Genomic DNA, 25,829 nt, shown 5'->3' on the forward strand with positions numbered 1-25,829 from the left:
GCCGCCGGACACGCGGCGCGCGAAAGGTCAAAGGCGAGAAAAGTCTATGGGATCGGGTCGGCGCGCCCCCGCTCGCCCCGGGCCGTGCCGGTGCACGGTCAGCGCGGTCGCGGCGGGCGGGCGCGGGCCCGCCCGGTCAGCGCCGCGCCGCCATCGCGCTCGTGTACACGCAGACGGCCGCGGCCGTGGCGAGGTTGAGGCTTTCGGCCTTGCCGTACAGCGGGATCCGGACGGCGAGGTCCGTGCGGTCGAGGACGTCGGCGGGGAGGCCGTGGGCCTCATTGCCGAACACCCACGCGGTCGGCTCGGTGAGATCCACCCGATCGAGTTCGGCGTCGGCGTAGCCGTGCGCGGCGAACGTGCGCAGGCCGGCCGCCGAACAGGCGTCCAGCGCGACCGGGACGTCCCGGACCCGGGCGATCGGCAGGTGGAAGAGGCTGCCGGCGGCCGCGCGGACGCACTTGCCGTTGTGCGGGTCGACGGTGTCGCCCGCCAGGACGACGGCGTCGGCGCCGGCAGCGTCCGCGACGCGGATCACGGTGCCCGCGTTGCCGGGGTCGGCGACGTCCACCAGGACGACCACGAGCCGGGCACCCGGTGCCACGGCGAGTTCGAGGGGACGGTCCAGCAGCGCGCAGACGGCCACGATGCCCTGCGGCGTCACGGTTTCGCTCAGCCCGCTCGCCGCGCGGTCGGTGATCGGCGAGACCGGGACGCCGGCCGCGCGGGCCGCGTCCACCAGTTCCGCGTGCTGCGCGGCGGCGCGCTCGGTGACGAACAGCTCGTGCACGGTGCCGTTCGCCAGCGCGGCCTCGACGGCGTTGGCCCCTTCGGCGAGGAACCGGCCGGTCTTGTCGCGGTCCGCGCGCCGCGTCAGCTTGCGCGCAGCAACGACCCGGGGGGTCCGCTCGGTGAACGGATCCGCCCCGGGCCGGGGAGAACTGCCGGTCAGGCCGACTTCTTTTCGCCGGTGTTCACGTTGGCCTTGGCGAGCTCGGCCAGCGCGGTGAAGGCGGCGGCGTCGTTGACGGCGAGGTCCGCGAGGATCTTGCGGTCGACCTCGACACCCGCGGCCTTGATGCCCTGGATGAACCGGTTGTAGGTCACGCCGTTGGCGCGGGCGGCCGCGTTGATGCGGGTGATCCACAGCTGGCGGAAGTCACCCTTGCGGGCACGGCGGTCCCGGTAGGCGTAGTTGAGCGAGTGAAGCGTCTGCTCCTTGGCCTTGCGGTACAGCCGCGAACGCTGGCCGCGGTAGCCGCTGGCCAGTTCGAGAGTTGCGCGACGCTTCTTCTGGGCGTTGACCGCCCGCTTGACGCGTGCCACGGGTCCATCCTGTCGATATCGGGGGGCGAGGGGGAACGCCCCGGGTGGTTACTGCAAGTTCTGCGGGGTCAGCGGCCGAGGAGGCGCTTGACGCGGCCGACCTCGGTCTTCGCCAGCTCGGTGGTGCCCTCGAGACGGCGGGTGAGGCGGCTGGACTTCTTCTCCATCAGGTGGCGGCGGCCGGCCTTCTGGCGGCGCAGCTTGCCCGTGCCCGTGACGCGGACTCGCTTCGACGTCCCGCTGTGGGTCTTCATCTTCGGCATTTGGTGTCCTCTTTCGTGCGGCGGCTCACCGGAAACCCGGTGAGCCGCTGACATGTGCTGGTCGGCGCTTACGCCTCGGGGGCCTGCTCGGCCTTCGCCTTCGGCTTCACCTTTTTGTGCGGGGCCAGCACCATGATCATGTTGCGACCGTCCTGCTTGGGCGACGACTCGACGAAGCCCAGCTCGGTCACGTCGTCGGCGAGCTTCTGCAGCAGCCGGAAACCGAGCTCCGGCCGGGACTGCTCGCGACCACGGAACATGATCGTGACCTTGACCTTGTTGCCGGCCGCCAGGAACCGCGACACGTGACCCTTCTTGGTCTCGTAGTCGTGCTGGTCGATCTTCGGACGCAGCTTCTGTTCCTTGATGACCGTGAGCTGCTGGTTGCGGCGGGACTCGCGGGCCTTCTGGGCAGATTCGTACTTGAACTTGCCGAAGTCCATGAGCCGGGCCACGGGCGGGCGCGCCTGGGGAGCGACCTCGACGAGGTCGAGATCCTGCTCCTGAGCCAACCGCAGCGCATCCTCGATCCGGACGATGCCGACCTGTTCGCCGTTCGGTCCGACGAGCCGGACCTCCGGCACCCGGATGCGTTCGTTGATGCGTGTCTCGGAGCTGATGGGGCCTCCTTGGTCCGAGGGCTGTTCTTCTCGTTTCGACCTGGTGCCCACATAGCGAAGGCCCCGACACCGGTTCGGTGCGCGGGGCCCACTCTGTTTCCGATCGTGCCCGGCCCGGAGGCTGGACACTTCACCCTGAACTGGCGTCCGGGCGAGACCGGACCCGGCCACCTTGAGGGTGACGCGGGTGGGAGCGGGGCTCCACTTGCCGCCCCCGATCGCTCGGGAGCTGGTCGCTCGTGGAAGGGTACCAGACGTGTCAGATCAACCCTCCGAACAGCCCCCGTATTCCCCCGATCCCCGCCACCTCGAGGACATCCCCAGCGTGGAGGTGATCAGCCGCGCGGCGGTGATGCTGCTGTCGGCCGGCGCCGAACGGCTCGGTCTCGCCGACGCCGACCCGGCGACGTCCCCGCACCGCGACCTCGACGAAGCCCGCCGCCTGATCACCGCGCTGGCGGGTCTCGTGACGGCCTCCGCGGAATACCTGGGCCTGCACGCCGGGCCGTTGCGGGACGGCCTGCAGTCGCTCCAGAAGGCCTTCCGGGAGGCTTCGGCCGTGCCGGACGAGCCGGGCCAGGGCCCCGGGGAAAAGTACACCGGCCCCGTTTACTGAGTCTGCCGCACCTCGTCGTGGGTGGTCAGGGCGGTTTTGACCGCGCTGACCACCCACGACAGCCACAGCCGGAGCACCGCCGCCGGATCAGGTCTTCCGCAGTTCACCTCTGGCATCTAACATGTTAGATGTGAGTCTCTCGAAGGTCACCAGGCCATTGCTGCGCGACGAGGCGTACGACCGCATCCGGCACGCCATCGTCGACGGGTCGCTGCCACCCGGCGCTCCGCTGCGCGACGGCGACCTCGCCGAGCAGCTCGGCCTCTCGAAGGCCCCGGTGCGGGAGGCGCTGCGGCGGCTCGCCGACGACGGGCTCGTCGAGTCGAAGCCGCAGAGCTACACCCGGGTCTCCGAGGTGATGTCGCCCGACGTCGTCGACGCGCGGGAGATCGTCCGGGTGCTGCACGAGTTCGCCGTGCGGCAGGCCGCCGCGAAGATCCGGGCGGCCGACGTCGCCGCCATGCGAGCCGCCAACGACCGGTTCGCGAAGGCCATCGAGGCCCGCGACATCGAGGCCGCCGTCAACGCCGACGACGAGCTGCACGACATCCCCGTCCGGCTGGCCGGCAACGCCGCCGTCGCCGCCACCCTCGACCGCTACACGCCCCTGCTGCGCCGGCTGGAGCACGCGCGCTTCAGCTCGACGCTCGCCTGGAACTCGGTGGCGCGCCACACCCGGCTCATCGACGCCCTCGAAGCCCGCGACACCGAAACCGCCGTCTCCGTGATCTCGACCATCTGGACCGACCTCCTGGAGGACCGATGACCCTCGCCGGCTTCCCGCGCTATCCCCTGCTGTTCGGCCCGTCGCCGGTGCACCCGCTGGACCGCCTCACCGAGCACCTCGGCGGCGCGAAGATCTGGGCCAAGCGCGAAGACGTCAACTCCGGCCTCGCGTTCGGCGGCAACAAGACGCGCAAGCTCGAGTACCTCGTCGCCGACGCGCTCGCACGGAAGGCCGACACGCTCGTCTCCATCGGCGGCGTCCAGTCCAACCACACCCGGCAGGTCGCGGCCGCCGCGGCGCGGGCCGGGCTGAAGGCGGTGCTGGTGCAGGAAAGCTGGGTCGACTGGCACGACCCGCTCTACGACAAGGTCGGCAACATCCAGCTGTCGCGGATCCTCGGCGCGGACGTCCGGCTCGTCGAAGCCGGTTTCGGCATCGGGTTCAAGCAGGCCTGGGAAGACGCCGTCGCGGAGATCGAAGCGGACGGCGGGAAGCCGTACGCCATCCCGGCCGGCGCGTCGGACCACCGGCTCGGCGGGCTCGGCTTCGCGAACTGGATCGTCGAACTGGAAGAACAGGAAGAGCAGCTCGGCCTCTTCTTCGACACCGTGATCGTCTGCTCGGTCACCGGCAGCACCCAGGGCGGGATGGTCGCCGGGGTGGCCGGGCACAAGAACCGGCGGATCCTCGGCATCGACGCTTCCGCCAAGCCGGACGAGACCCGCGCGCAGGTCACGCGCATCGCGCGCGCCACCGCCGAGCTGATCGGCGCCGGGGAGATCCCGGAGGTCGAGCTGGACGACCGCTACCACGCCGGGACCTACGGCATCCCCGACAAGTCTACTGTGGACGCCATCGAGACGTGCGCACGGCTGGAGGGGATGATCACCGACCCGGTGTACGAGGGCAAGTCGATGGCGGGACTCATCGACCTCGTCAAGAACGGCGAGATCGACAGCGGCTCGAACGTCCTCTACGCCCACCTCGGCGGGCAGCCCGCGCTGAACGGCTACACGAGCGTGCTCGGCTGAGCGCCCCGGGGCCGCGGCCCCGGGGCAAGACCTCAGTCCAGCACGCAGAGCACGTCGATCTCGACGAGCAGCTCGCCCGGCAGGCCGACGTAGACGGTCGTGCGGGCGGCGTGCGGCGCGTCGCCGATCAGCTCGTCGTAGACCTCGTTGAACGGCGCGAAGTGCGCCGTGTCGGTCAGGTACACCCGCACCATGATCGCGTCGGCCAGGCTCGAGCCCGCCTCCGCCAGCACGGCTTCGATGTTCTTGAACGTCTGCCGGGTCTGGCCGACCACGTCGTCGCCGACGATCGCGTTCGTGGCCGGGTCGAACGCGACCTGGCCGGCGACCTGCAGCAGGTTTCCCTTGCGGACGGCCTGCGAGAACTTCGCCGGCGGCTTCGGCGCGTTCTCGGTGGAAACTGCCGTCTTGCTCATCAGTGCCCCTTTCCGTTCTCCGTCCATCCACTGTGGACGGAAGCTTCCGTGGTCGCGGCCCGCAGGTCGGGTACCAGCGCCAGCAGTCCTTCGTAGTCGAGCAGCACCTTCGGCACCGACATCGACGCGGCGGCCAGGACTTCGCCGTCCGCGCCGCGGACCGGCGCCGCGACGCAGTGGATGAAGTCCTCGTGCTCGGCGTTGTCGACGGCGTACCCGCGCTGGGCGACCAGGTCCAGCTCGGCGAGGTACGCCTCGGCGGAGGTGATCGTGTTCGGTGTCAGCGCCGGGTACTGGATCGACCGCGCGATCTCCTCACGCCGCGCCGCCGGCATCGCCGCGACGAGCACCTTGCCGACCGCCGTGCAGTGCAGCGGCGCGCGCTTGCCGACGCGCGAGTACATCCGGACCGAGTGGCGGCCCTCGTACTTGTCGATGTAGACGACTTCGCCGTCGTCGTAGCTGGCCAGGTGCACGGTGTGCCCGGTGCGGGCGTTGAGCGCGGCGAGCGCGGGCTGGGCGCTGCGCCGGACGTCGATCGAGTCGAGGGCTTGGTTTGCCAGGTCGAACATCGCGCTGCCGAGCCGGTAGTACCGCGTGCCCTCGCGGCGGACGAAGTGGTGCTGCTCGAGGGTGCGCAGCAGGCGCAGCACCGTCGACTTGTGCACGCCGATCTCGTCGGCGAGGTCGTCGAGCGTGCGCGCGTCCTTCGCGATCGAGTTCAGCAGGGTCAAGGCCCGGTCCAGGCTCTGGCTCACGTGAGCACCCCTTCCCCGGTCAGCCGCGCGGAACGCCACTCGTCCGGGCCGGCCTTCAGCAGGGTATCCACGACCGGGCGCGGCAGCGGCACCCCGACGTCGTCGTGGGTCAGCAGGGTCGCCGCGGCCTGGAGGTGGCCCCGGCGCAGGCGTTCGAGCGGTGACGCGCCCCGCAGCGTCGCGGCGAGGAAGCCCGCGGCGAACGCGTCCCCGGCGCCGACCGGCTCGACGACGTCGACGCGAAGCGCGGGCGCGAACAGCGGCTCGCCTTCGACCAGCGTCGCGCCGCGTTCACCGTGCTTGACCACCAGCGTGCGCGGCTCGGGCAGCAGCGCCCGCAGCTCCGCCGGGTCGCCGGTCCCCCAGACGTGCTGGGCTTCGTCGTCGCCGGTCAGGACGACGTCCGCCCGCGCGGCCAGTTCGGCCAGCAGGCGCGGGTCGCGCCCGGCCCAGAGCGCGGGGCGCAGGTTGACGTCGAAGGAGATCAGCCGGTCACCGCGGGGCATCTCCAGCAGCGCGCGCACCAACGCGAGGCAGCTGTCCGACAGCGCGGGCGTGATCCCGGACAGGTGCAGCACGCGGACGCCGTCGAGGGTCAGCCGGTCCAGCAGGGCGGGGCCCATGCCGGACGCCGCCGAGCCGGCGCGGTAGTAGCGGACCGGGCTGCCGCCGGCGCCGCTTTCCTTGATGTAGAGCCCGGTCGGGCGCGCCGGGTCGGTGTAGCACGCGCTGACGTCGACGCCGTGGGAGGCGATCTCGCGGAGCACCGCGCGGCCGAACGGGTCGTCGCCGACCGCGCTCACCCAGCCACTCGGCACGCCGAGCGCGGGCAGGTGACTGGCCACGTTCGATTCGGCGCCGCCGATCGTGCGCAGCCACCGCTTGACCTCGTCCGGCGGGCCGGGTTCGGCGGGCACGAACAGCGCCATCGTCTCGCCGACACAGAGCACTTCGGGCCCGCTCGTCACTTTCCGTCTCCCCCGTCCGTCACCCCGTTGACCTGTGGCGACCCGGATGCTACACCTATTGCACTCAAAATGCGCAACAGTCGTTGCAACATACGCAACCGAGGTCGCCGCCGATGAACCCTTGCCAGATGGACCCCGCCGCGCTCGACGCCCTCCGCCAGGAGCGGATCGACTGGCGCTTCCGCTCGGCCGCCCCCGCGCTGAGCGGGCTCACCCTCGCCGAAGCCGCGGATCGCCGGCTCAACCTGTTCACGGACGGGTTCTTCGGGCCCTTCGTGGTCCTCGACGAGGAAGCGCTCGAGCACAACCTGCGGACGATGGCCGCCTGGTGCGCCGCCCGCGGTGTCGTGCTCGCCCCGCACGGCAAGACGACCATGGCACCGCAGCTGTTCGCCCGCCAGATCGAACACGGCGCGTGGGGCGTGACCTGCGCGAACGCCGGCCACCTGCGGATCTACCGCGCGTTCGGCGTCTCGCGGATCCTGCTCGCCAACCAGTTCCTCGACCCGTCGGGCCTGCGGTGGCTCGCCGCCGAACTGGCCGCGGACCCGGATTTCGAGTTCGTCTGCTGGGTCGACTCGGTCCGCGGCGTCGAGCTGATGACCGAGGCGCTCGCCGACGCCGGCCGCCCGGTCGACGTCCTCCTGGAGCTGGGTGCCGACGGCGGCCGCACCGGCGTCCGCGACACCGAGACCGTGCTGGCCGTCGCCGAGGCGGTGCACGCCAGCCCGGTGCTGCGGCTGCGCGGCACCGGCGGTTACGAGGGCGCGCTCTCGCACGACACCGACGAAGCCGCGCTCGCGAAGATCAGCTCCTATGTGGACGGTCTGCGCGACCTCGCGATCACGTTCGCGGACAAGGGACTCCTCGACGGCCAGATCATCGTCACGGCCGGGGGAAGCGCCTACTTCGACCAGGTCGCGAACGAGCTGACCAAGCCGTGGCCGGCCGGGCTCGACGTGCTGCCGGTGCTGCGCAGCGGCGCGTACGTCACCCACGACGACGGCTTCTACCGCGAGATCTCCCCGCTCGGCGACCACCCGCGCATCGACGGCGTCGCGTCGTTCCGGCCCGCCCTGCACGCCTGGGCGCAGGTGACGTCGAAGCCGTCGGACGAGCTCGCGCTGCTGACGATCGGCAAGCGTGACGCGTCCTTCGACGAAGGCATGCCCGAGCCGCAGCTGCGGCGCACACCGGACGGCCCCGCCGAGCCGCTGAAGGACCACGTCGTCGCGAAGATGAACGACCAGCACGCGTTCCTGACCCTGCCCGCCGGGTCGCCGGTCGAGGTCGGCGACTGGATCCGGCTCGGTCTGTCGCACCCCTGCACGGTGTTCGACAAGTGGTCGCTGCTGCCGGTGACCGCGGCCGACGGCGAAACCGTCGTCGACCTGGTCCGGACGTGGTTCTGATGGACGTCGTCGTCAAGAACGCGCTGGTCGCCGACGGCACCGGCGAACCACTCGCCCGCCACGACGTCGGGATCAGCGACGGCAAGATCGCCGAGGTCGGCTCGCTCACCGGACGACGCACGATCGATGCCGACGGCCTGGTGCTCGCGCCCGGGTTCATCGACATGCACTCCCACTCCGACCTGCAGCTGCTGGCCAACCCGGACCACGCGGCCAAGATCACCCAGGGCGTCACGACCGAGGTGCTCGGTCAGGACGGCCTGTCGTACGCGCCGGTCGACGACACCGTTCTCGAGGCCCTGCGGCAGCAGCTCGCGGGCTGGAACGACGACCCGGCCGGGTTCGACTGGAACTGGCGCTCGGTCGGCGAGTACCTCGACCGCCTGGACCGGGGTGTTGCCGTCAACGCGGCCTACCTGGTGCCGCAGGGCACGGTCCGGATGCTCGCCGTCGGCTTCGACGACCGCCCGGCCACGGACGCCGAGCTAACGCGGATGAAGGAACTCGTCGCGACCGGCCTGGCCGAGGGCGCGATGGGGATGTCGTCCGGGCTCACCTACACGCCCGGGATGTACGCCGGCACGAGTGAGCTGGTCGAGCTGTGCCGGGTGGTCGGCGAGGGCGGCGGGTTCTACAGCCCGCACCACCGCAGCTACGGCAAGGGTGCGCTGGAAGCGTTTGCGGAGATGATCGACGTCAGCAGGCGCTCGGGCTGCCCGCTGCACCTGGCGCACGCGACGATGAACTTCTCGGTGAACAAGGGGAAAGCGCCCGACCTGCTGAAGCTGCTGGACGATGCGCTCGACGACGGCTGCGACGTCAGCCTCGACACCTACCCGTACCTGCCGGGCGCGACCTACCTCTCGGCGCTCCTGCCGAGCTGGGCCTCCGAAGGCGGCCTCGACGCCACCCTCGCCCGGTTGTCCGATGTGGACGAACGCGAGCGGATCCGCGAAGCGATCGAGGAGTCCGGTTCGGACGGCGCCCACGGCGTCCCGATCGACTGGGACGCCATCGAAATCAACGGCGTCCGCAACGAGCACAACACCCACCTCGTCGGGCACAGCGTGGCCGCGTCGGCACGCGCCGCGGGCACCGAACCGGCAACGCTGTACTTCGACACCCTCCTCGACGAAAAGCTCGGCACGTCCTGCCTGATGCACGTCGGGCACGAGGAGAACGTCCAGGCGATCATGCGCCACCGGACGCACACCGGCGGCAGCGACGGCCTGCTCGTCGGCGCCCGGCCGCACCCGCGCGCCTGGGGCACGTTCCCCCGCTACCTCGCCCGGTACGTCCGCGAACTGGGCGTGCTGGACCTCGCCGAGTGCGTCGCCCACCTCACCGGGCGGGCCGCACGGCGGCTGCGGCTGACCGACCGTGGCCTGGTCCGCGCCGGGTACGCCGCCGACCTGGTGCTGTTCGACCCGGACCGGGTCGCCGACACCGCCACCTTCGACGACCCGCGGCAGCCCGCCGCGGGCATCAGCCACGTCTTCGTCAACGGCGTCGCCGCGCTCGACGACGGCCGTCCCACCGGCGCCCTCGCCGGCCGGTCCCTGCGCAACCCCGGGAGAGCCCGATGATCCACTGGCTGCAACACACCACGGGCGGTCTGCTCACGCTCGCCGCCGTCTCGATCGCCGTCCTGCTGCTGTTGATCGTCAAGCTCAAGGTCGAGCCGTTCATCGCGCTGATCGTCGTCGGCCTGCTCACCGCGCTGGCCGCGGGCCTGCCGGTCGGGACGATCGTCGGGACCGCGCAGAAGTCGTCGGATTCGTTGCTGGAAAAGGGCTTCGGCAGCATTCTCGGGCACATCACGGCGATCATCGGGCTCGGCACGTTACTCGGGTCGATCCTGGAACGCTCGGGTGGCGCGAAAGTCCTGACCGGTGCGCTGCTGAAGGCGTTCGGGGAGAAGCGGGCGCCGCTGGCGATGGGCATCGCCGGGTTCATCTTCGGCATCCCGGTGTTCTTCGACATCGGCATCTTCGTGCTGGCACCGCTGGTCTACGTCGCGGCGCGCCAGGGTGGCCGGTCGCTGGTGCTCTACGCCATGCCCCTGATCGCGGGCCTGTCGATCACGCACGCGTTCCTGCCGCCGCACCCGGGTCCGGTGGCCGCGGCCGGGCTGCTGCACGTCGAGCTCGGCTGGATCATCCTGATGGGCCTCGCCTGCGGTGTCCCCGCGTTCCTCATCGGCGGCGTGCTGTACGCGACCTGGATCGGCAAGCGCATCGACATCGCCGTGCCCGAGGACATGATCGTCGCCGAGGAAGAGGGCGAACAGGAAGCGGACGTGCCGTCGCTGGCGCTGGTCGGCTCGATCATCGCGGTGCCGCTGGTGCTCATCCTCGCCGGGACGTTCGGCAGCATCTGGCTGCCCAAGAACTCCACGCTCTCGGGCGTCGCCGCGTTCATCGGGACGCCGGCCGTCGCGCTCACCATCGCGGTGCTGCTCGCGTCGTGGCTGCTCGGCCTGCGCCGCGGGTTCACCGGCAAGGACCTCAACGAGCTGGCCGCGAAGTCGCTGCGGCCGGTGGCGATGATCCTGCTGGTCGTCGGCGCGGGCGCGTTCTTCGGCGCGGTGCTTTCCGCGACCGGCATCGGCAAGGCCGTGGCCGACTCGCTGCACGACGCCGGGCTGCCGGTGCTGCTCGCCGCGTACGTCATCAGTTGCGGCATGCGCATCGCGCAGGGCTCGGCGACCGTCGCCATCGTGACGACGAGCGGGATCATCGCGCCGACCGTGGCGCAGCTCGGGTATTCCCAGGTGCAGCTGGCCTTGCTGGTGATGGCGATTTCCGCCGGGTCGATCATCGCCTCGCACGTCAACGACGGTGGCTTCTGGATCGTTTCGCGGTACTTCAACATGAGCGTCCTGCAGACGCTGAAGTCCTGGACCGCGCTGGAAACCGTGCTTTCCCTGTCCGGTTTCGGGGTTTCGGCATTGCTCATGGCCGTGGTCTAGACCATACTGGGGTGAACCGCCGACCCGAACTCCGCCGCCCTCGAAAGCACTGGGAGACAATGATGACCGGACTTTCCCGTCGCACGTTCCTCGGCGCCGCCGCGGGCGCGAGCGCTGCCACCGTTTTCGGCCCGCAGCTCGCGTCCGCGGCCACCACCTCGAAGGGCTGCATCGCCGGAGGAACCGTGTACATCGGCAGTTACACCAGCGGGGCGAGCGGCCACGGCCTCGACGTCTCCAGCCGCTCGGGTGCCACGCTGAACCCGGTGCGCACGGTGCCGGGGATCACCGACACGTCGTGGTTCGACCGCAGCGCGGACGGCAAAACCCTTTACGTGACCAACGAAGGCGACCCGAACGGGTTCGTCTCGGCGCTGAACATCGCCGACGCGGCGAACCCGAAGCCGCTCAACAAGGTGACGTCGAAAGGCGGCGCGCCGACGCACCTGAGCGTGCACTCGAGCCAGAAGTACGTGCTGGCCGCGAACTACAGCTCGGGCAGCGTCGTCGTGCTGCCGATCCAGGCCGGCGGCAAGCTCGGCATGGCCACGGACCTGGTGACGCACCACGCCGATTCCGGGCAGGCCCACGCCCACCAGGTCGTCAACGACCCGACCGGCCGCTGGGTGCTGTCGGTCGACCTCGGCGCCGACTCGGTGTACGTCTACTCCCTCGACGTCGGCACCGGGAAGCTTTCGCTGCACCAGCAGCTGAAGCTGCCCGCCGGTGCTGGGCCGCGGCACCTCGCGTTCGACAAGACCGGCTCGTTCGCCTACATCCTGCAGGAGCTGCGGCCGGAGGTGACGGTCGCGAGCTGGGACGCGGCCGCCGGGAGGCTGAAGGCGCTTTCCGTCGTCCCGGCGGTGCCGCCGGGCAGCACCGGGGACCTGTTCCCCGGCGAGATCACCCTGTCGAGGGACGGGAAGTTCGCCTACGCCACCGTCCGCGGCCCCAACACCCTGGCGACGTTCTCCGTCGCCGGCGACCGGCTGCAGCTGGTGTCCACTGTGTCCAGTGGCGGCAACTGGCCGCGGCACGTCGCCCTCGACCCCGGCGAAAACTGGTTCTACGTCTCCAACCAGCGATCCGGCACTGTCACCTGGCTGCCCCGCGACCCGGCCACCGGCCTGCCCGGCGCCGTCGCGGGCAGCCTCGCCGTGCCCGACGTCAACTCGGTCTGCTTCGCCTGACGCCGTTCAGGCACCCACTGGAGGATCGTCATGAGACTGCGCCGCACCCTGCCCGTGATCGCCGGGCTGGCCCTGCTCGCCGGCTGCGCCCCCACCCAGTCCGCACCCGCCGGCGCCGGCGGGGACGACCGGACCGGCACCATCCGCGTCTGGCTGTTCGACGAGGCCAACCGCGCGCCCAAGGAGGCCGCGGTCAAGGACGCCATCACCGAGTTCAAGGCGGCCCACCAGGGCGTCGAGGTCGACGTCCAGTGGGTGCCGGTCGAAGGCCGCGCGGACAAGTTCTCCGGCGCCTTCAACGACCCGGGCAACGCGCCGGACGTCGCCGAGTTCGGCAACACCGACGTCTCCAGCTACGCCGCCACCGGCGCGCTGGCCGACCTCACCGGCGACCTCGCGTCGTGGCGCGAGGGCAAGGACCTCATCCCGACCGTCGTCGACACCGCGAAGTCCGGCGGCAAGACCTACGGCCTGCCCTGGTACACCGGGATCCGCGCGTTGTACTACCGCACCGACGTCTTCACCGAGCTCGGCCTCAAGCCACCGGCGACGCTCTCGGAGCTGACCGAAACGGCCCGGCGGATCCGCGCCGCGAAGCCGGACCTCTACGGCATCTCCGTCGGCGGCAAGTACACCTACGCGATGCTGCCGTTCCTCTGGGCCAATGGCGGCGAGCTGGCGACCGACACCGGCGGCAAGTGGACCTCGGCCGTGACCGAGGACAAGGCCAAGGCCGGCGTGACGCAGTACGCGAGCCTGCTCAAGGACGACATCTGCCCGCCCGCGCAGTGCGCGAACCTGACCGGCACGCAGAGCGTCACGGCGTTCGCGGGCGGCAAGGCCGGGATGACGATCGGCGGCGACTTCAACCGCAAGGCCGTCGAGCAGGGTGCGGTGAAGGGCAAGTACGCCGTCGTCCCGATCCCGGGCACGACCGCGGGCAGCGTCGCTCCCGCGTTCGCCGGCGGCAACCTGCTCGGCGTCTTCACCGCGAGCAAGCACCGCAGCCTGGCCACGGACTTCATCGAGCTGCTCGGCGGCGCGAAGTACCAGGAGAAGATGTACACCGCGATGGGCAACCTGCCGACGCTGAGCAGCGTGCAGCAGAAGCTCGCGGCGAACGACCCGTTTCTCAAGCCGTTCGTCGACACGCTCAAGGCGGGCACGAAGTTCGTCCCGGCGACGCCGGCGTGGTCGAAGATCGACAGCCAGAACGTCCTGCCGACGGCAGTCCAGCAGATCGCCACCGGCGGCAAGGACCCGGCCGCGGCCCTGACCGACGCCGCCGCGGCGATGGACAAGGCCTTCGGCTAGTGGTGACCGTCCAGGAAGCCCCCTCCGTCACGGCTCCCGCACGGCGGCCGCGGCGGACGGGGGACGGCCGAGCCGCCGCGCTGTACCTGGCCCCGGCGGGCATCCTGCTCGCGGCGCTGCTGGCCTACCCGATCTACCAGCTGGTCCTGATCTCGTTCTACGACTACGGCCAGCCGCAGGCCGCGGGCAACGCTCCCCTGGTGTTCCTCGGCTTCGCGAACTACGCCGACCTGCTGTCCCAGGTGCAGTTCTGGACCGTGCTCGGCAAGACGGTCGGGTTCGCCGCGGCCTGCGTGGTCGGCTCGCTCGTCGTCGGCACCGGGCTCGCGGTGCTGGCTTCGCGCGTGCGTTCGCTCCCCCGCACGCTGCTGTTCCTCGCCGCCCTGGGCGCGTGGTCGACGCCGGCGATCGCGGGCTCCTACGTCTGGCTGTTCCTCTTCGACACCGACTTCGGCCTGGTCAACGAGGTGCTCTCGGGCATCGGGCTGCCGTTTGAGCACCACTCGTGGACCTTCGGCACACTCGGCGCGTTCGGGCTCGTCGCCGCCGAGGTGATCTGGTGCTCGTTCCCGTTCGTGCTGGTCACGATGTACGCCGGGATCAAGGGCGTCCCGGACGAGGTCCTCGAAGCCGCGTCGCTCGACGGCGCGTCGGTATGGCGCACGAGCTGGTCGATCGTGCTGCCGATGGTGCGGCCGCTGCTGATGATCGCGACCGTCCAGTCGATCATCTGGGACTTCAAGGTCTTCACCCAGATCTACGTGATGACCAACGGCGGCGGCGTCGCCGGCCGCAACCTGGTCCTCAACGTCTACGCGTACCAACAGGCTTTCGCCGGGCAGGAGTACGGCCTCGGCTCGGCGATCGGAGTCGTCATGACGCTGTTGCTGCTGTCGGTCACCGGGCTGTACGTCCGGTCCCAGCGCCGGAGCGCGGCGTGGCTGTGAAACGCCCCGGCCGGCTGATCGCCGAAGTCGTCACGGTCGTGATCGCCGGGATCGTCGCGTTCCCGCTCTACTGGATGCTGCTCTCGGCGTTCAAGCCACCGGGTGAGATCCAGTCGGCGAACCCCAAGCCGTGGACGTTCAGCCCGTCGCTCGACAGCTTCGAGCGCGTGCTCACGGTGTCCGGCTTCGGGCGGTTCTTCGTGAACAGCCTGGTGGTGGCGCTGGTCGTCGTGGTGCTCTCGCTGCTGCTGTCGTTCCTCGCGGCGGTGGCGCTGACGCGGTTCTCGTTCAAGGGCCGGACCGTGCTGCTGGTGATGATCCTGGTCGCCCAGATGGTGCCGGTGGAGGCGCTGACCATCCCGCTGTTCTTCCTGATGCGCCAGATCGGCGGCGTCGTGCCGGCGTTCGGGCTCAACGAGCTGGGCTCGCTGGTGCTGGTGCACCTGGCGTTCAGCCTGCCGTTCGCGATCTGGATGCTGCGCGGGTTCGTCGCCGCCGTGCCGGTCGAACTCGAAGAGGCCGCGAAGCTGGACGGCGCGTCCCGCCTGCGGTTCACCTGGCAGATCCTGTTCCCGCTGGTCGCGCCCGGGCTGGTGGCGGTGAGCGTGCTCGCGTTCATCCACGCCTGGAACGACTTCCTGTTCGCCAAGACGTTCATCATCTCCAAGACCGAGAACCAGACGCTGCCGCAGGCGATCCTGGTGTTCTTCAAGCCGGAGGACACCGACTGGGGCGCGGTGATGGCGTCCTCGACGCTGATGACCGTTCCGGTGCTCGTGTTCTTCGTCCTCGTGCAACGACGGCTGGTGTCCGGTATGGCCGGCGCCGTGAAGGGCTGAAATGGCTTTCGACACCCTGCTCCCCCGCCCGGTTTCCGTGACGCCGCAGCCGGGTTCGTGCCCGTGGCCGTCCCCTGTGGACGTTCGCGCGGCCACTCTTCCCGCGGAGGGCTACCGGCTGGAGATCTCCCCGGCCGGGATCGTGCTGCACTGCGGCGACGCCGCCGGGGAGGTCCACGGCCGCCAGACGCTGCGGCAGCTCGTGGGCCCGGACGCGTTCCGCGCGGCTTCCCTCGAGGACGGGCTCACCGTGCCCTGCGGCGTCGTCGAGGACCACCCGCGGTTCGGCTGGCGCGGCTGCCTGCTCGACGTCGCCCGGCACTTCCGGACCAAGGCGGAGGTGCTGCGGTTCGTCGACCTGCTGGCCGCGCACAAGCTGAACGTGCTGAACCTGCACCTCACCGACGACCAGGGCTGGCGTTTCGAAGTCCCGGAGTACCCCAAGCTGACGTCCGTGGGCGGCTGGCGGCCGTCGTCGATGGCGGGCAGCGGGGGTGCCCAGGACGGCCGTCCGCACGGCGGCTTCTACACCGGCGACGACCTGCGGGAGATCGTCGCGTACGCGTCGGCGCGCGCGATCACCGTGGTGCCGGAGATCGACATCCCCGGGCACGCCCGCGCAGCGCTGGCGGCCTACCCGGCGCTCGGCACCGAGGACGCCTACGAAGTCTGGACTGCCTGGGGCATCAGCACTTCCCTGCTGAACCCGTCGGAGTCCACTTTGGACTTCTTCCGCACGGTGTTCGACCACCTCCTCGACGTCTTCCCTTCGCCGGTGATCGCGCTGGGCGGCGACGAGACGCCGGGCGCGACCGACGAGCACCGCGAGTTCGTCCGGCTCCTCGCCGAGCACCTGGTGGCCCGCGGCCGGACGCCGATGGGCTGGGACGAGGTCCTCGACATCCCCGGCCTGCCGCCGATGGTCATCGGCTCCTGGCAGAACGAGGCGGCGGGCCTGCGCGCGGCCGAGGCCGGCCACGACGTCGTCATGTGCCCCGAGCAGTACGTCTACCTCGACCACCGGCAGGCCGACCACCCCGGCGAGCCGGTCCCGGTCGGCTGGGTCCACACCCTCGAGGACGTCTACACCTACGAGCCGGCGCTGACCGGGCCGCGCCTGCGGGGCGTGCAGGCGCAGGTGTGGAGCGAGCACCTGGACACCGTCCGGCGGGTGGACTACATGGCGTTCCCGCGGCTGTCGGCGTTCGCGGAGGTGGCGTGGAGCGGCGGCGAGCGGGACTACGCCGAGTTCCTGCCGCGGCTGCGGGACCACCACCTGCCGCGGCTGGACGCGCTCGGCGTCGAGTACCGGCCGCTCGACGGCCCGCACCCCTGGCAGACCCGGCCCGGCGTGCCGGGGCGGCCCCGCTAGGCCGGCTGCCAGAGCTCGATGCGCCGGCCCTCGGGGTCGGTGACCCAGCCGAACCGGCCGATGCCGGCCATCTCCTGGACGTCATCGGCCACGTCGGCGCCCTTCTCGCGCAGCTGGGCGAGCATCGCGTCCAGGTCGCGGACCCGGAAGTTGAGCATCGTCTGCTGGTCGCGGGACCCGAAGTAGCCGGTCTCGGCCTCGAAGGGCGCGAAGACCGTGGGGCCGGCTTCCTGCTGCCACACGCCGGTCTGGTCGAGGTCGAGGCCGAGGCAGTCCCGGTACCAGGCGCCGAGCGCCGCCGGGTCCGCCGCGCGGACGAAGTACCCACCGATGCCGAGCACGCGTTCCATGCCGCGATCCTGCCATCAGCCACCGGGCAGGAGCGTCACCGTGACCGAGCGCGTCGGCCCGACGTTGCCGGCCGCGTCGATCGAGCGGTACTCGATCCGGTGCCGGCCGTACCCGGGCTTGCGTTCGGTGAACGGCGAGACGGTCAGGCCGTCCGGGCCGAGGTTGCCGTACGCCAGGCCGTCGATCTCCGTGCCGCGCGCGGTGAACAGGTACGGCGCGCCCGGGTCCGTCGGCCAGCCGTAGTACTTGTGCCAGCCGTCGCCGTCCACGCGGAACTCGGGCATCCCGTCGGGCGAGGTCAGCCGCATCGTGAACGAGCCGCGGAACACGGTGTCCCCGGCGGGCAGTTCGATCGTCGTCGTCGGGCCCGCCGCGTCGACCGCCCAGGTCAGGGTCGTGCCGCCGGTCGTCGCGCTGAGGGTGTGCGCGCCGCGTGACTCGTGGAGGGCGAAGTCGGGCCCGGTCCCGGCCGGCCGCCCGTCGAGCGCCCAGTGAACCTGCGGGATCGCCCCGGTCGGTTCCCCGGTCTCGACGTAGACGACGTCCTTGCCGCCGACCGGCTGGGCCGTGGGCGTCGACGCCACGACCGCGGGGCCGGTCTCCGGCGGCGTGCCGACGGAGGTGTCGACGGTCCACGTCCGGGTCGCCGTCGGCCGGACGGCCGGGTCGCGCACGAACGGCGTCGGATCGGCCACCTTCGCGGTCAGCGTGTGCGTGCCGGGCCTGACGTGCGCCTGCCGCAGGTCGACCGCGTCGCGGCCGCGCAGCGGGACGCCGTCGAGCGTCCACGTGAGGTCGAGGCGGTGGCCGGCCGGGTGCATCGTGCGCACCCAGACGACGCGGTCGGCGCCGATCGTCCCGGCCGGGGTGCCGCCGCTGATCAGCGGGACCTTCGCGGAGATCCGCTGCGTCATCCGTTCCCGGCCGACCTGGTCGAAGGCGTAGCCGAGGGTCTTCATCATCGAGTGCCTGCTCGGCCGCCAGACGCCGGTCTGGGTGTAGAGCCCGCCTTCGAAGCGGCCGATCGTGCCGCCGGACTCACTGGGCTCGCCCAGCCAGCGCCACCACTTCGCGTGCTGGTCGCGCATCTGCTGCTCGGTGAGCAGGGTGTGGTGGATCGAGCCGGGCTCGCCGCCTTCGTAGGCACCGCCCGGGACGTTGCGCGCGTAGTAGTCGTACTCGTCGTCGAGGCCGCCGAGCGAATGGCCCAGCTCGTGCGGCGAGATGAGGGCGGACAGGGCGTTCCCGCCCGACGCCGTCGCGTAAGTCCCGCCCGCACCGCCGTAGGTGCCGCTGTTGGCGAGGGCGAGGATCTGCCGGTTCGCACGGGTCGTGCCGGGCACGAGGTCGGCGTACCGCTGGGCGGCGTCGTCGTCGACGGTCAGCAGCCGCTGCACGCTCTGGGCGTTGCAACCGCCCCAGAACCCCATGTTCAGCGGGGTGTTCTTCTTCGGCGCGTCGAGCGAGGGGTCACAGTCCACACCGGATTCCGGCGAGGCGATCGACACGGCGTAGACGTTGAAGTAACTGCGGTAGGACTTGAACGGCTCGAGCGACCACAGCGTGTTCACGTGCCGCTGGACGTCGGCGAAGAACTTCGGCTGTTCGGCGGCGGTGTAGCCGTCCCCGAGGACGACGAGGGTGAACCGCTGCGTGACGGGCCCGGTCACCTGGACGGCGGTGACGCTCGCGGCGGGTTCGGCGGCTTGTGCGGGAGCGGCGGCTCCGGCGGCGATCAGCAACGCGGCGGCGAGCCCGGCCCAGTTCGGCATGGCCCCCGGTCTACCGCACCGGAAAAGCGGCCGGAACCGCCGGAAGTCGGGCTATTCTCACGAGATGGGGAACCGAGGGGGAATCCTGGTGGCCGCCGCCGCGCTGGCGCTGCTCACCGCGTGCTCGACGCCGGTACCGGCCGCGCCGGCCACGACGACGGCGGTCTCGTCGACGAAGCCGGCGCCGGCGTCCGACGCGCCGCCGCTGGGCCCGGGGCCGGGTTCGCAGCCGCCGACCACCCCGCAACCGCCACCACCGCAGTCGCCGGCCGAGGTCGCCTCGGCGTGCCCGTTCCTCGGGGTGACCGAGTCGAGTGCCGCGATGGGAGTCGTCCTGGACGCCTACGCGGTCGAAGAGGCACCGAGCAAGGACCGGGACGCCACGACCTACCACTGCAACTACGCGAGCCGGACCGGCGGACGGCAGCTGCTCGACCTCTTCGTGACCGTCGTCCCGGGCACCCGGCAGTTCTCGGCGCTGCTCGCGGACTGGACCAAGGCCTGCATCGGGCCGGCCGCACCGGTCGCGGGGGTGGACGGCACCACGCGCACCTGCAAGCTGAACGACAACGAGGCCGGCAACGGCCGCGGCTACGGTGACGTCATGCTGCTGGTCGTGAAGAAGTCCCACGGCCAGACCCGGCTGGGCGAGCTCGTCCTGCGCCCCTTCGCACCCGAGGTCTACACCCGCATCGCGAACCTGCTCAACGCCCGGCTGTAGCTCAGACCCGGGTCAGGCGGTACCAGACCTCGGGCCGCCCGACTTGGCCGTAGTGCGGCTCGCGGTGGGCCATCCCGTTGTCCGCCAAGTACTCCAGGTACCGCCGGGCCGTCACGCGGGACGCGCCGATCGCGCTCGCCGCCGCGCCGGCGGAAAGCCCTTCCGCGGCGCCCGACAGCGCGTCCGTGATCGCCTCCAGGGTCTGGACGCTCATCCCCTTCGGCAACGGCGGCTGCTCGGTCGTGCGCAACGCGCCGAGGGCCCGGTCGATCTCCGCCTGGCCGGTGACTTCGCCCGACGCTTCCCGGAACTCGGCGTAGCGTTCCAGCTTTTCGCGCAGGGTGGCGAACGTGAACGGCTTCAACAGGTACTGCACCACCCCGACCGACACCGCGGCCTTCACCAGCCCCAGGTCGCGCGCCGACGTCACGGCGATGACGTCGATCGGCAGCCCGGCCGCGCGCAGCGAACGGCACACCGCCAGGCCGTGCGTGTCGGGCAGGTAGAAGTCCAGCAGCACCAGGTCGACCGGCTCGCGTTCGCAGAACCGCAGCGCGTCGCCGCCGGAATGCACGACGCCCGCGACCGAAAAGCCCGGCAGGCGCTCGACGTACACCCGGTGCGCCTCGGCGGCCACCGGCTCGTCCTCCACCACCAGCACCCGGATCACCGGTCCGCCTCCTGCCGCGGCAGGCGCACGGTGAACACCGCGCCGCCGTCCCGTCCGACGTCGACCGTGCCGCCGTAGCGGCGCACCGCCTGCCCGACCAGGGCCAGCCCGAGCCCGTGGCCGTCCCCGGCCTTCGTCGACCAGCCGCGGCGGAAGACGTCGGCATCCTCGGGGACGCCCGGCCCGGTGTCGGCGACGCGCAGCAGCAGTGCGGCGGCCTCCGAGCGGGCGGTCACGACCACCGCCGGCTTGCCGCCGCCGCGGGTGGCGGCCTCGATGCCGTTGTCGATCAGGTTGCCGAGGATCGTCACGAGGTCCCGCGAAGCGACCCCGAGCGACACGTCGTCGATCACCGTGTCCGGCGTGATCGTCAGCTCGACCCCGCGTTCGCTGGCTTCGGCGGCCTTGCCCAGCAGCAGCGCGGCGAGCACCGGCTCGGCGACCGCGCCGACGACGCGGTCGGTCAGCTCCTGGGCGAGCGCGAGCTCGGCGGTCGCGAACTCGACGGCCTGCTCCGGCTTGCCGATCTCCACCAGGGAAACGACGGTGTGCAACCGGTTCGCGGCCTCGTGCGCCTGCGACCGCAGCGCTTCCGCGAGGCCGCGGGCCGTGGTCAGCTCGCCGGTCAGGGTCTGCAGTTCCGTGTGGTCGCGCAGGACGACGACGGTGCCCTGCGACCGGCCGCCCGAGCGGACCGCGGTCGTGCTGACGAGCAGCACGCGCGCGTCCGTCAGGTGCAGTTCCTCGGCCCGGTTTTCCGCCGACGTGAACGCTTTCGCCAGCTCCTCCGGCAGGCCGAGCGACGCCAGTTCGCGTCCCACCGGGTCGCCCTCCAGGCCGAGGAGGGTGCGTGCGCCGTCGTTGCAGAGCCCGATCCGCCCGTCCCGCCCGACGAGCAGCACCCCCTCGCGCACCGAATGCAGCACGGCTTCGTGGTACTCGAAGAGGTTGCTCAGCTCGTCCGGCGCGATCCCGCGGGTCTGGCGCCGCAGCCGGGCGCTGATCAGCCAACCGCCGAGCGCCCCGACGACCAGCACCGCGCCCGCGACGCCGAACAGCGGCCAGAGCCGTTCGCGCAGTTCCGCGGAGATCGCCGCGACGGTGATCCCGACCGCGACGAGCGCGACGACCCGCTGTCCCGGCCCGAACACCGGCACGACCGTGCGCACCGACGGCCCGAGCGAGCCCGTGTAGGTCTCGGTCAGCTCCTGGCCGTGCTGCGCCTGCTCGATCGTCCCGATGTAGTGCTGGCCGATCAGGGCCGGGTTCGGGTGGGTGTAGCGGATCCCGGCCGGGCTCATGATCGTGATGAAGTCGACGCCGGTGTCGGCCTGCACCCGCACCGCGTACGGCTGCAGCGTCGCGCTCGGGTTCGCCGTGGCGGCCGCGGTGACGACGGTCGGTGCGTCCGCCACCGCCGAAGCCACCGCGCGGACCTGGTCGCGCGCGTTCTCGTTCACCGCGCGGGACGCGTCGAGGTAGGCGAACGTGATGCCGGCGCCCGCGAGCACGCAGAGCACCGCCAGCTGCAGCACGAGCAGCTGACGGGCGAGGCTCCAGCGGGACCGCATCGTCGGGGGCACCTCCTCATACCAGCACACGCGCGCTCCGGTGTCCGAAGGGGACGGTGAGATCGCCACGCGAACTCAATGAACACAAGTGAGCCGGGTCACCGGAGTGCGCCTACAGTGTGCCGCAACCTGGAACACCCCTGAGCTGGAGGCAACGGTGCCGACCCCACCGACCACGGAGGAGACCCCGCGCAAGCGGGACAAGACCCACTACCTGTACCTGGCCGTGATCGTCGCGGTCGTGCTCGGGATCCTGGTGGGCTTCCTCTTCCCGGGCTTCGCCAAGGGCCTCAAGCCCCTCGGCGACGGATTCGTCAACCTGATCAAGATGATGATCACGCCGATCATCTTCTGCACCATCGTCATCGGCGTCGGCTCGGTCGCGAAGGCGGCCAAGGTCGGCAAGGTCGGCGTGATGGCCCTGGTCTACTTCATCGTCATGTCGACCTTCGCCCTCGCGATCGGGCTCGTCGTCGGCAACCTGCTGCACCCCGGCACCGGCCTGCACCTCAACCCGGCCGACGTGAAGAGCGTCCAGAAGTCCGCCGGCGGCGCCGAAGGCCCGGTCGACTTCCTGCTCGGCATCATCCCGAAGACCCTCGTGTCCGCCTTCACCGAAGGCGAGGTCCTGCAGACGCTGCTGGTCGCGCTGCTCGTCGGGTTCGCGCTGCAGAAGCTGGGCCCGAAGGGCGCGCCGATCCTGCGTGGCGTCGAGCACCTCCAGAAGCTGGTCTTCCGGATCCTGGCGATGATCATGTGGGCCGCCCCGATCGGCGCGTTCGGCGCCATCGCGGCGGTGGTCGGCGCGACCGGCTGGGCGGCGTTGAAGAGCCTCGCGGTGATCATGATCGGGTTCTACGCGACCTGCCTGGTGTTCGTGTTCGTGATCCTCGGGATCGTGCTGTGGCTCGGCGCCCGCGTGAACATCTGGCACCTGCTGCGCTACCTCGGCCGCGAGTTCCTGCTGATCCTGTCGACGTCGTCGTCGGAGTCGGCGCTGCCGCGGCTGATCGCGAAGATGGAGCACGTCGGCGTCGGCAAGTCGGTCGTCGGCATCACCGTGCCGACCGGGTACTCGTTCAACCTGGACGGCACCGCGATCTACCTGACCATGGCGACGCTGTTCATCGCCGCGGCGCAGGACGAGCCCCTCTCGCTCGGCGCGCAGATCGGGCTGCTGGTGTTCATGATCATCGCGTCGAAGGGTGCCGCGGGCGTGTCCGGCTCGGGCATCGCGACCCTGGCCAGCGGCCTGCAGTCGCACCGGCCGGAACTGGTCAACGGCGTCGGCTTCATCCTCGGCATCGACCGGTTCATGTCGGAAGCCCGCGCACTGACCAACTTCGCGGGCAACGCCGTCGCGACCGTCCTCATCGGAAACTGGGTGAAGGAGTTCGACCGGGAGAAGGCACAACGCGTCTTCGCCGGGCAGGAACCCTTCGACGAAGCCACGATGCTCGACGACGACGCCCACGGGGCGAAACCCGAGCCGGAGAGCGAAAAGGTCCCGGTTTGATCCCCCTCGTTCGTGCTCACTGCCCCCGCTGAGCACGAGCCACGACGGGCCGCTGTGCGAGTCTCCCCGACCTCGCGCAGCGGCCCGTTTCCACTTCTTCAGGCGGCGTCGTAGGCGACGCGGGCCGCGGCGATGTCGTCGCGGTGCCGCTCCGCCCAGCCGAGCAGGCCGTTCAGCGACTGGTAGAGCTCCTTCGCCATCGCCGTGGCCTCGTACTCCACGCGCGGCGGGACCGTCGGGTAGACCGTGCGCTTGAGCAGGCCGTCGCGCTCGAGGTTGCGCAGGGTCAGGGTCAGCATCCGGCGGCTGATCCCGTCGACCGCGCGTTCCAGCTCGGTGAACCGCACGGGCCCGCGGATGGCCTCCAGGAGGATGCCGATCGCCCACTTGCCGCTGATCCGGTTGATGACCTCCAGCACCGTGCAGACGTCGAGTTTCTCCGGGTCGATCTCGGTGACCTGGACGGGTACACCGATGTTCCCCTGGGACATGAAAGTGCCTCCTTACGCGGTCTCCCATGGTCACACATGATGGGCACTGTTACAAGAAGTGCCCTGGCACCGACCAGGGGGAACGCTCATCTGGAGGGCCTGCTGTGCCATTCGACACCACGGTGGCCGAGAACCACCCCACCCGCTCCCGCGGCCTCGCGCTCGCGGTGCTGTGCGCCGCGTCGCTGATGGTCGTGCTGGACAGCAGCATCGTCGCGGTGGCGCTGCCCACGATCCAGGCCGACCTGGGTTTCACGCCCGCCGGCCTCGCCTGGGTCGTCACGGCCTACCTGGTCGCCTTCGGCGGCCTGCTGCTGCTCTCCGGCCGGCTCGGCGACCTGCTCGGCCGCCGGCGCGTCTTCCTCGGCGGGCTGACGCTGTTCACCGCCGCGTCCCTGGTGGCCGGGCTCTCGGAAAGCGCCGGTGTGCTCGTCGTCGCGCGGTTCGCCCAAGGCGTCGGCGGCGCACTGGCGGCGGCGGTCGTGCTCGGCATGATCGTCACGATGTACCCCGAACCGCGAGCCCGCGCGAAGGCGATCGGCGTCTACAGCTTCACGCAGGCCGCGGGCGCGTCGATCGGGCTCATCGCGGGCGGCGCGCTGACGCAGGCGCTGAGCTGGCACTGGACGTTCTACGTCAACCTCCCGATCGGCGTGACCGCGCTGCTGCTGGCGGTACGGGTCGTCGAGGCCGACCGCGGCACCGGGCTCCGGGCGGGCCTGGACGTCCTCGGCGCGCTCCTGGTCACCGCCGCGGTGATGCTGGGCGTGTACGGGATTTCGTCGTCCGCGTGGGGCGCGCTGGTCGCCGCGGCCGTGCTGCTGGCCGCGTTCGTGGTGCGGCAGGCGAAGGCGCGGACCCCGTTGCTGCCGCTGCGGCTGTTCCGGATCCGCGCGGTCACCGGCGCGAACCTGGTGATGGTGCTGATGGTCGCCGGGATGCTGGGCTTCCAGTTCGTCACGGCGCTGTACCTGCAGCAGGTGCTGGGGCTCGACGCGCTCCGGACCGGGATCGCGTTCCTGCCGGTGCCACTGGTGATCGCGGCGTCGTCGCTGGGCCTGGCGGGCCGGCTGGCGGCGCGGTTCGGGCCGCGGACGGTGCTGCTGTCCGGGCTGGGCCTGGTGATCGCCGGTCTCCTGGCGCTCACCCAGGTGTCCGGCAGCTACTTCACCGGCGTGCTGCCGCCGCTGCTGCTGATGGGGCTGGGCGCCGGCGCGGCCCTCCCGACGCTGATGGGACTGGCGATGGCGGACGTCCCGGCCGGGGACGCGGGGGTGGCGTCCGGCCTGATCAACACGACCCAGCAGGTCGGCGCCGCGATCGGCACGGCCGTGCTGGCGACGGTGGCCGCGTCCCGCACGGCGGGCCTCGGTGCGCTGGAACACCGCGAGGCGCTGGCATCGGGGTTCCGGCTGGCGTACGGCGTCAGCGCGGGCTTCCTGCTCGCCGCGGCCGCCCTGGGCGGTCTGGTGCTGGCCCGCCACCCGCGGCCCGCCGCGGACCCGGAGGTCCGCGTCGCCGGTCAGGCCAGGTAGGCCGACAGCCCACGGTGGCCCCGCCGCATCATCAGCGCGTGGTTCGCGCGGAAGAGCGGCCGGGCCACCGCGTCGAGCCGCCGCAGCAGCTCCTTGCGAGCCTGGACGTCCTGGGTGATCTCCAGGAGCGTGCCCGCGCCCGCCGCGCGGACCGCTCCCGCCAGCACCCCGTCCAGGTCGCCGCTCAACCGGACCCGCATCTCCCCCGCCCGTTCGTCCTGGTGGTCGCGGTGCATCCGGACCACGAGGCGGAAGGGGAGCCGGGACCGGCAGACCAGCTCGGCGGTGTCGTCGTCCACGCGGCGCACCGTGCGGACGTCCGACCACCACCGCGGGTAGCCGGCCAGGTCGGTGACCACGCCGAACACCCGCTCGGGCGCGGTACCGGGGAGCAGCCACGTGCTGCGGAACCGGTAGCGCGCGCCCGTCACG

At 71.3% G+C, this 25,829-nt stretch carries 27 protein-coding genes; 14 read left to right on the forward strand and 13 right to left on the reverse strand.

Annotation, left to right across the window (positions count from 1 at the left end; all coding sequences use genetic code 11):
- Positions 1–136: 136 nt before the first annotated feature.
- From ACYVLJ_RS25250 to infC, 4 genes are all read right to left on the reverse strand, one after another.
- Entirely contained in the window at positions 137–952 is an 816-nt protein-coding gene (locus ACYVLJ_RS25250; protein ID WP_460440850.1) for a TrmH family RNA methyltransferase, read from the reverse strand.
- A complete protein-coding gene (gene rplT, locus ACYVLJ_RS25255) occupies positions 949–1,326 on the reverse strand; it encodes a 50S ribosomal protein L20 (protein WP_072480094.1) in 378 nt (125 codons plus the stop codon). The genes ACYVLJ_RS25250 and rplT overlap by 4 nt, the downstream gene beginning before the upstream one ends.
- A 68-nt stretch (positions 1,327–1,394) precedes the next feature.
- Positions 1,395–1,589, reverse strand: coding sequence for a 50S ribosomal protein L35 (gene rpmI / locus ACYVLJ_RS25260; RefSeq protein WP_072480095.1), 195 nt, complete (start codon positions 1,587–1,589; stop codon positions 1,395–1,397).
- A 68-nt stretch (positions 1,590–1,657) separates the two neighbouring features.
- Positions 1,658–2,260 carry a translation initiation factor IF-3 gene (gene infC / locus ACYVLJ_RS25265; RefSeq protein WP_451983515.1) on the reverse strand — a complete coding sequence of 201 codons (603 nt, stop codon included), beginning with the start codon at positions 2,258–2,260 and terminating at the stop codon, positions 1,658–1,660.
- Positions 2,261–2,465: 205 nt separating this feature from the next.
- Here infC and ACYVLJ_RS25270 point away from each other — a divergent pair, with 205 nt between their 5' ends.
- The 3 genes from ACYVLJ_RS25270 (at position 2,466) to ACYVLJ_RS25280 (ending at position 4,583) form a co-directional block, all read left to right on the forward strand.
- Positions 2,466–2,825 carry a DUF1844 domain-containing protein gene (locus ACYVLJ_RS25270; protein WP_451982960.1) on the forward strand — a complete coding sequence of 120 codons (360 nt, stop codon included), beginning with the start codon at positions 2,466–2,468 and terminating at the stop codon, positions 2,823–2,825.
- 121 nt (positions 2,826–2,946) lie between these two features.
- A complete protein-coding gene (locus ACYVLJ_RS25275; protein WP_460440610.1) occupies positions 2,947–3,591 on the forward strand; it encodes a GntR family transcriptional regulator in 645 nt (214 codons plus the stop codon).
- On the forward strand, positions 3,588–4,583 hold the full coding sequence (locus ACYVLJ_RS25280; protein ID WP_460440611.1) for a PALP domain-containing protein: 996 nt from the start codon (positions 3,588–3,590) through the stop codon (positions 4,581–4,583). Before ACYVLJ_RS25275 ends, ACYVLJ_RS25280 begins: the two co-directional genes overlap by 4 nt.
- Before the next feature lie 32 nt (positions 4,584–4,615).
- On the opposite strand, the gene ACYVLJ_RS25285 is transcribed toward ACYVLJ_RS25280, so the two are convergent.
- Genes ACYVLJ_RS25285 through ACYVLJ_RS25295 form a run of 3 tightly spaced genes read right to left on the reverse strand, consistent with a single transcriptional unit; the run spans position 4,616 to position 6,725 of the window.
- Positions 4,616–4,999 (reverse strand): RidA family protein, encoded by a 384-nt coding sequence (locus tag ACYVLJ_RS25285; RefSeq protein WP_400877528.1) that lies wholly within the window; start codon positions 4,997–4,999, stop codon positions 4,616–4,618.
- Positions 4,999–5,757 (reverse strand): IclR family transcriptional regulator, encoded by a 759-nt coding sequence (locus tag ACYVLJ_RS25290; RefSeq protein ID WP_451982972.1) that lies wholly within the window; start codon positions 5,755–5,757, stop codon positions 4,999–5,001. Before ACYVLJ_RS25290 ends, ACYVLJ_RS25285 begins: the two co-directional genes overlap by 1 nt.
- Positions 5,754–6,725: a sugar kinase gene (locus ACYVLJ_RS25295; protein WP_460440612.1), complete on the reverse strand. Its 972-nt coding sequence runs from the start codon at positions 6,723–6,725 to the stop codon at positions 5,754–5,756. Before ACYVLJ_RS25295 ends, ACYVLJ_RS25290 begins: the two co-directional genes overlap by 4 nt.
- 113 nt (positions 6,726–6,838) lie before the next feature.
- Here ACYVLJ_RS25295 and ACYVLJ_RS25300 point away from each other — a divergent pair, with 113 nt between their 5' ends.
- The 8 genes from ACYVLJ_RS25300 (at position 6,839) to ACYVLJ_RS25335 (ending at position 16,770) form a co-directional block, all read left to right on the forward strand.
- Positions 6,839–8,137, forward strand: a complete 1,299-nt coding sequence (locus tag ACYVLJ_RS25300; protein ID WP_460440613.1) for an amino acid deaminase — start codon at positions 6,839–6,841, stop codon at positions 8,135–8,137.
- The gene (locus ACYVLJ_RS25305) at positions 8,137–9,723 is read left to right on the forward strand and encodes an N-acyl-D-amino-acid deacylase family protein (protein ID WP_460440614.1); all 1,587 of its coding nucleotides are present in this window, start codon (positions 8,137–8,139) and stop codon (positions 9,721–9,723) included. The genes ACYVLJ_RS25300 and ACYVLJ_RS25305 overlap by 1 nt, the downstream gene beginning before the upstream one ends.
- A complete protein-coding gene (locus ACYVLJ_RS25310) occupies positions 9,720–11,108 on the forward strand; it encodes a GntP family permease (protein WP_451982983.1) in 1,389 nt (462 codons plus the stop codon). The genes ACYVLJ_RS25305 and ACYVLJ_RS25310 overlap by 4 nt, the downstream gene beginning before the upstream one ends.
- A 62-nt stretch (positions 11,109–11,170) precedes the next feature.
- Positions 11,171–12,298, forward strand: a complete 1,128-nt coding sequence (locus ACYVLJ_RS25315) for a lactonase family protein (RefSeq protein ID WP_460440615.1) — start codon at positions 11,171–11,173, stop codon at positions 12,296–12,298.
- A 30-nt stretch (positions 12,299–12,328) separates the two neighbouring features.
- Positions 12,329–13,612: a type 2 periplasmic-binding domain-containing protein gene (locus ACYVLJ_RS25320; protein WP_460440616.1), complete on the forward strand. Its 1,284-nt coding sequence runs from the start codon at positions 12,329–12,331 to the stop codon at positions 13,610–13,612.
- Complete coding sequence (locus tag ACYVLJ_RS25325; protein WP_460440617.1) at positions 13,612–14,559, forward strand: carbohydrate ABC transporter permease; 948 nt, start codon at positions 13,612–13,614, stop codon at positions 14,557–14,559. Before ACYVLJ_RS25320 ends, ACYVLJ_RS25325 begins: the two co-directional genes overlap by 1 nt.
- The gene (locus ACYVLJ_RS25330) at positions 14,556–15,398 is read left to right on the forward strand and encodes a carbohydrate ABC transporter permease (protein ID WP_460440851.1); all 843 of its coding nucleotides are present in this window, start codon (positions 14,556–14,558) and stop codon (positions 15,396–15,398) included. The genes ACYVLJ_RS25325 and ACYVLJ_RS25330 overlap by 4 nt, the downstream gene beginning before the upstream one ends.
- Position 15,399: 1 nt before the next feature.
- On the forward strand, positions 15,400–16,770 hold the full coding sequence (locus ACYVLJ_RS25335) for a beta-N-acetylhexosaminidase (protein WP_460440618.1): 1,371 nt from the start codon (positions 15,400–15,402) through the stop codon (positions 16,768–16,770).
- Here the strand turns inward: ACYVLJ_RS25335 and ACYVLJ_RS25340 are convergent.
- Entirely contained in the window at positions 16,767–17,120 is a 354-nt protein-coding gene (locus ACYVLJ_RS25340) for a VOC family protein (protein ID WP_460440619.1), read from the reverse strand. The genes ACYVLJ_RS25335 and ACYVLJ_RS25340 overlap by 4 nt on opposite strands.
- A gap of 15 nt (positions 17,121–17,135) precedes the next feature.
- Positions 17,136–18,893: a M64 family metallopeptidase gene (locus tag ACYVLJ_RS25345; protein WP_460440620.1), complete on the reverse strand. Its 1,758-nt coding sequence runs from the start codon at positions 18,891–18,893 to the stop codon at positions 17,136–17,138.
- 64 nt (positions 18,894–18,957) lie between these two features.
- Here ACYVLJ_RS25345 and ACYVLJ_RS25350 point away from each other — a divergent pair, with 64 nt between their 5' ends.
- Positions 18,958–19,614 (forward strand): hypothetical protein, encoded by a 657-nt coding sequence (locus tag ACYVLJ_RS25350; protein WP_460440621.1) that lies wholly within the window; start codon positions 18,958–18,960, stop codon positions 19,612–19,614.
- A gap of 1 nt (position 19,615) precedes the next feature.
- On the opposite strand, the gene ACYVLJ_RS25355 is transcribed toward ACYVLJ_RS25350, so the two are convergent.
- Positions 19,616–20,284 carry a response regulator gene (locus ACYVLJ_RS25355; RefSeq protein WP_451983004.1) on the reverse strand — a complete coding sequence of 223 codons (669 nt, stop codon included), beginning with the start codon at positions 20,282–20,284 and terminating at the stop codon, positions 19,616–19,618.
- Positions 20,281–21,855 (reverse strand): sensor histidine kinase, encoded by a 1,575-nt coding sequence (locus ACYVLJ_RS25360; protein WP_460440622.1) that lies wholly within the window; start codon positions 21,853–21,855, stop codon positions 20,281–20,283. Before ACYVLJ_RS25360 ends, ACYVLJ_RS25355 begins: the two co-directional genes overlap by 4 nt.
- Positions 21,856–22,012: 157 nt before the next feature.
- On the opposite strand from ACYVLJ_RS25360, the gene ACYVLJ_RS25365 reads away from it, so the two are divergent.
- On the forward strand, positions 22,013–23,371 hold the full coding sequence (locus ACYVLJ_RS25365; RefSeq protein ID WP_451983010.1) for a cation:dicarboxylate symporter family transporter: 1,359 nt from the start codon (positions 22,013–22,015) through the stop codon (positions 23,369–23,371).
- A gap of 98 nt (positions 23,372–23,469) precedes the next feature.
- On the opposite strand, the gene ACYVLJ_RS25370 is transcribed toward ACYVLJ_RS25365, so the two are convergent.
- Complete coding sequence (locus ACYVLJ_RS25370; RefSeq protein WP_460440623.1) at positions 23,470–23,862, reverse strand: winged helix-turn-helix transcriptional regulator; 393 nt, start codon at positions 23,860–23,862, stop codon at positions 23,470–23,472.
- Positions 23,863–23,984: 122 nt separating this feature from the next.
- On the opposite strand from ACYVLJ_RS25370, the gene ACYVLJ_RS25375 reads away from it, so the two are divergent.
- On the forward strand, positions 23,985–25,397 hold the full coding sequence (locus tag ACYVLJ_RS25375) for a DHA2 family efflux MFS transporter permease subunit (RefSeq protein WP_460440852.1): 1,413 nt from the start codon (positions 23,985–23,987) through the stop codon (positions 25,395–25,397).
- On the opposite strand, the gene ACYVLJ_RS25380 is transcribed toward ACYVLJ_RS25375, so the two are convergent.
- On the reverse strand, positions 25,385–25,828 hold the full coding sequence (locus ACYVLJ_RS25380; RefSeq protein ID WP_460440624.1) for an SRPBCC family protein: 444 nt from the start codon (positions 25,826–25,828) through the stop codon (positions 25,385–25,387). The genes ACYVLJ_RS25375 and ACYVLJ_RS25380 overlap by 13 nt on opposite strands.
- Position 25,829: the final 1 nt, after the last annotated feature.

It is taken from the genome of Amycolatopsis stemonae (assembly GCF_054781455.1).

What these genes read in the sequence shown, in the direction of transcription:
- ACYVLJ_RS25370 (WP_460440623.1), bottom strand. Translation starts at nt 23,862, where the DNA reads ATGTCCCAGGGGAACATCGGTGTACCCGTCCAGGTCACCGAGATCGAC.
- ACYVLJ_RS25350 (WP_460440621.1), top strand. Translation starts at nt 18,958, where the DNA reads ATGGGGAACCGAGGGGGAATCCTGGTGGCCGCCGCCGCGCTGGCGCTG.
- ACYVLJ_RS25285 (WP_400877528.1), bottom strand. Translation starts at nt 4,999, where the DNA reads ATGAGCAAGACGGCAGTTTCCACCGAGAACGCGCCGAAGCCGCCGGCG.
- ACYVLJ_RS25275 (WP_460440610.1), top strand. Translation starts at nt 2,947, where the DNA reads ATGTTAGATGTGAGTCTCTCGAAGGTCACCAGGCCATTGCTGCGCGAC.
- ACYVLJ_RS25315 (WP_460440615.1), top strand. Translation starts at nt 11,171, where the DNA reads ATGACCGGACTTTCCCGTCGCACGTTCCTCGGCGCCGCCGCGGGCGCG.
- rpmI (WP_072480095.1), bottom strand. Translation starts at nt 1,589, where the DNA reads ATGCCGAAGATGAAGACCCACAGCGGGACGTCGAAGCGAGTCCGCGTC.
- ACYVLJ_RS25335 (WP_460440618.1), top strand. Translation starts at nt 15,400, where the DNA reads ATGGCTTTCGACACCCTGCTCCCCCGCCCGGTTTCCGTGACGCCGCAG.
- ACYVLJ_RS25305 (WP_460440614.1), top strand. Translation starts at nt 8,137, where the DNA reads ATGGACGTCGTCGTCAAGAACGCGCTGGTCGCCGACGGCACCGGCGAA.
- ACYVLJ_RS25320 (WP_460440616.1), top strand. Translation starts at nt 12,329, where the DNA reads ATGAGACTGCGCCGCACCCTGCCCGTGATCGCCGGGCTGGCCCTGCTC.
- ACYVLJ_RS25340 (WP_460440619.1), bottom strand. Translation starts at nt 17,120, where the DNA reads ATGGAACGCGTGCTCGGCATCGGTGGGTACTTCGTCCGCGCGGCGGAC.
- ACYVLJ_RS25310 (WP_451982983.1), top strand. Translation starts at nt 9,720, where the DNA reads ATGATCCACTGGCTGCAACACACCACGGGCGGTCTGCTCACGCTCGCC.
- ACYVLJ_RS25300 (WP_460440613.1), top strand. Translation starts at nt 6,839, where the DNA reads ATGAACCCTTGCCAGATGGACCCCGCCGCGCTCGACGCCCTCCGCCAG.
- ACYVLJ_RS25280 (WP_460440611.1), top strand. Translation starts at nt 3,588, where the DNA reads ATGACCCTCGCCGGCTTCCCGCGCTATCCCCTGCTGTTCGGCCCGTCG.
- ACYVLJ_RS25360 (WP_460440622.1), bottom strand. Translation starts at nt 21,855, where the DNA reads ATGCGGTCCCGCTGGAGCCTCGCCCGTCAGCTGCTCGTGCTGCAGCTG.
- ACYVLJ_RS25345 (WP_460440620.1), bottom strand. Translation starts at nt 18,893, where the DNA reads ATGCCGAACTGGGCCGGGCTCGCCGCCGCGTTGCTGATCGCCGCCGGA.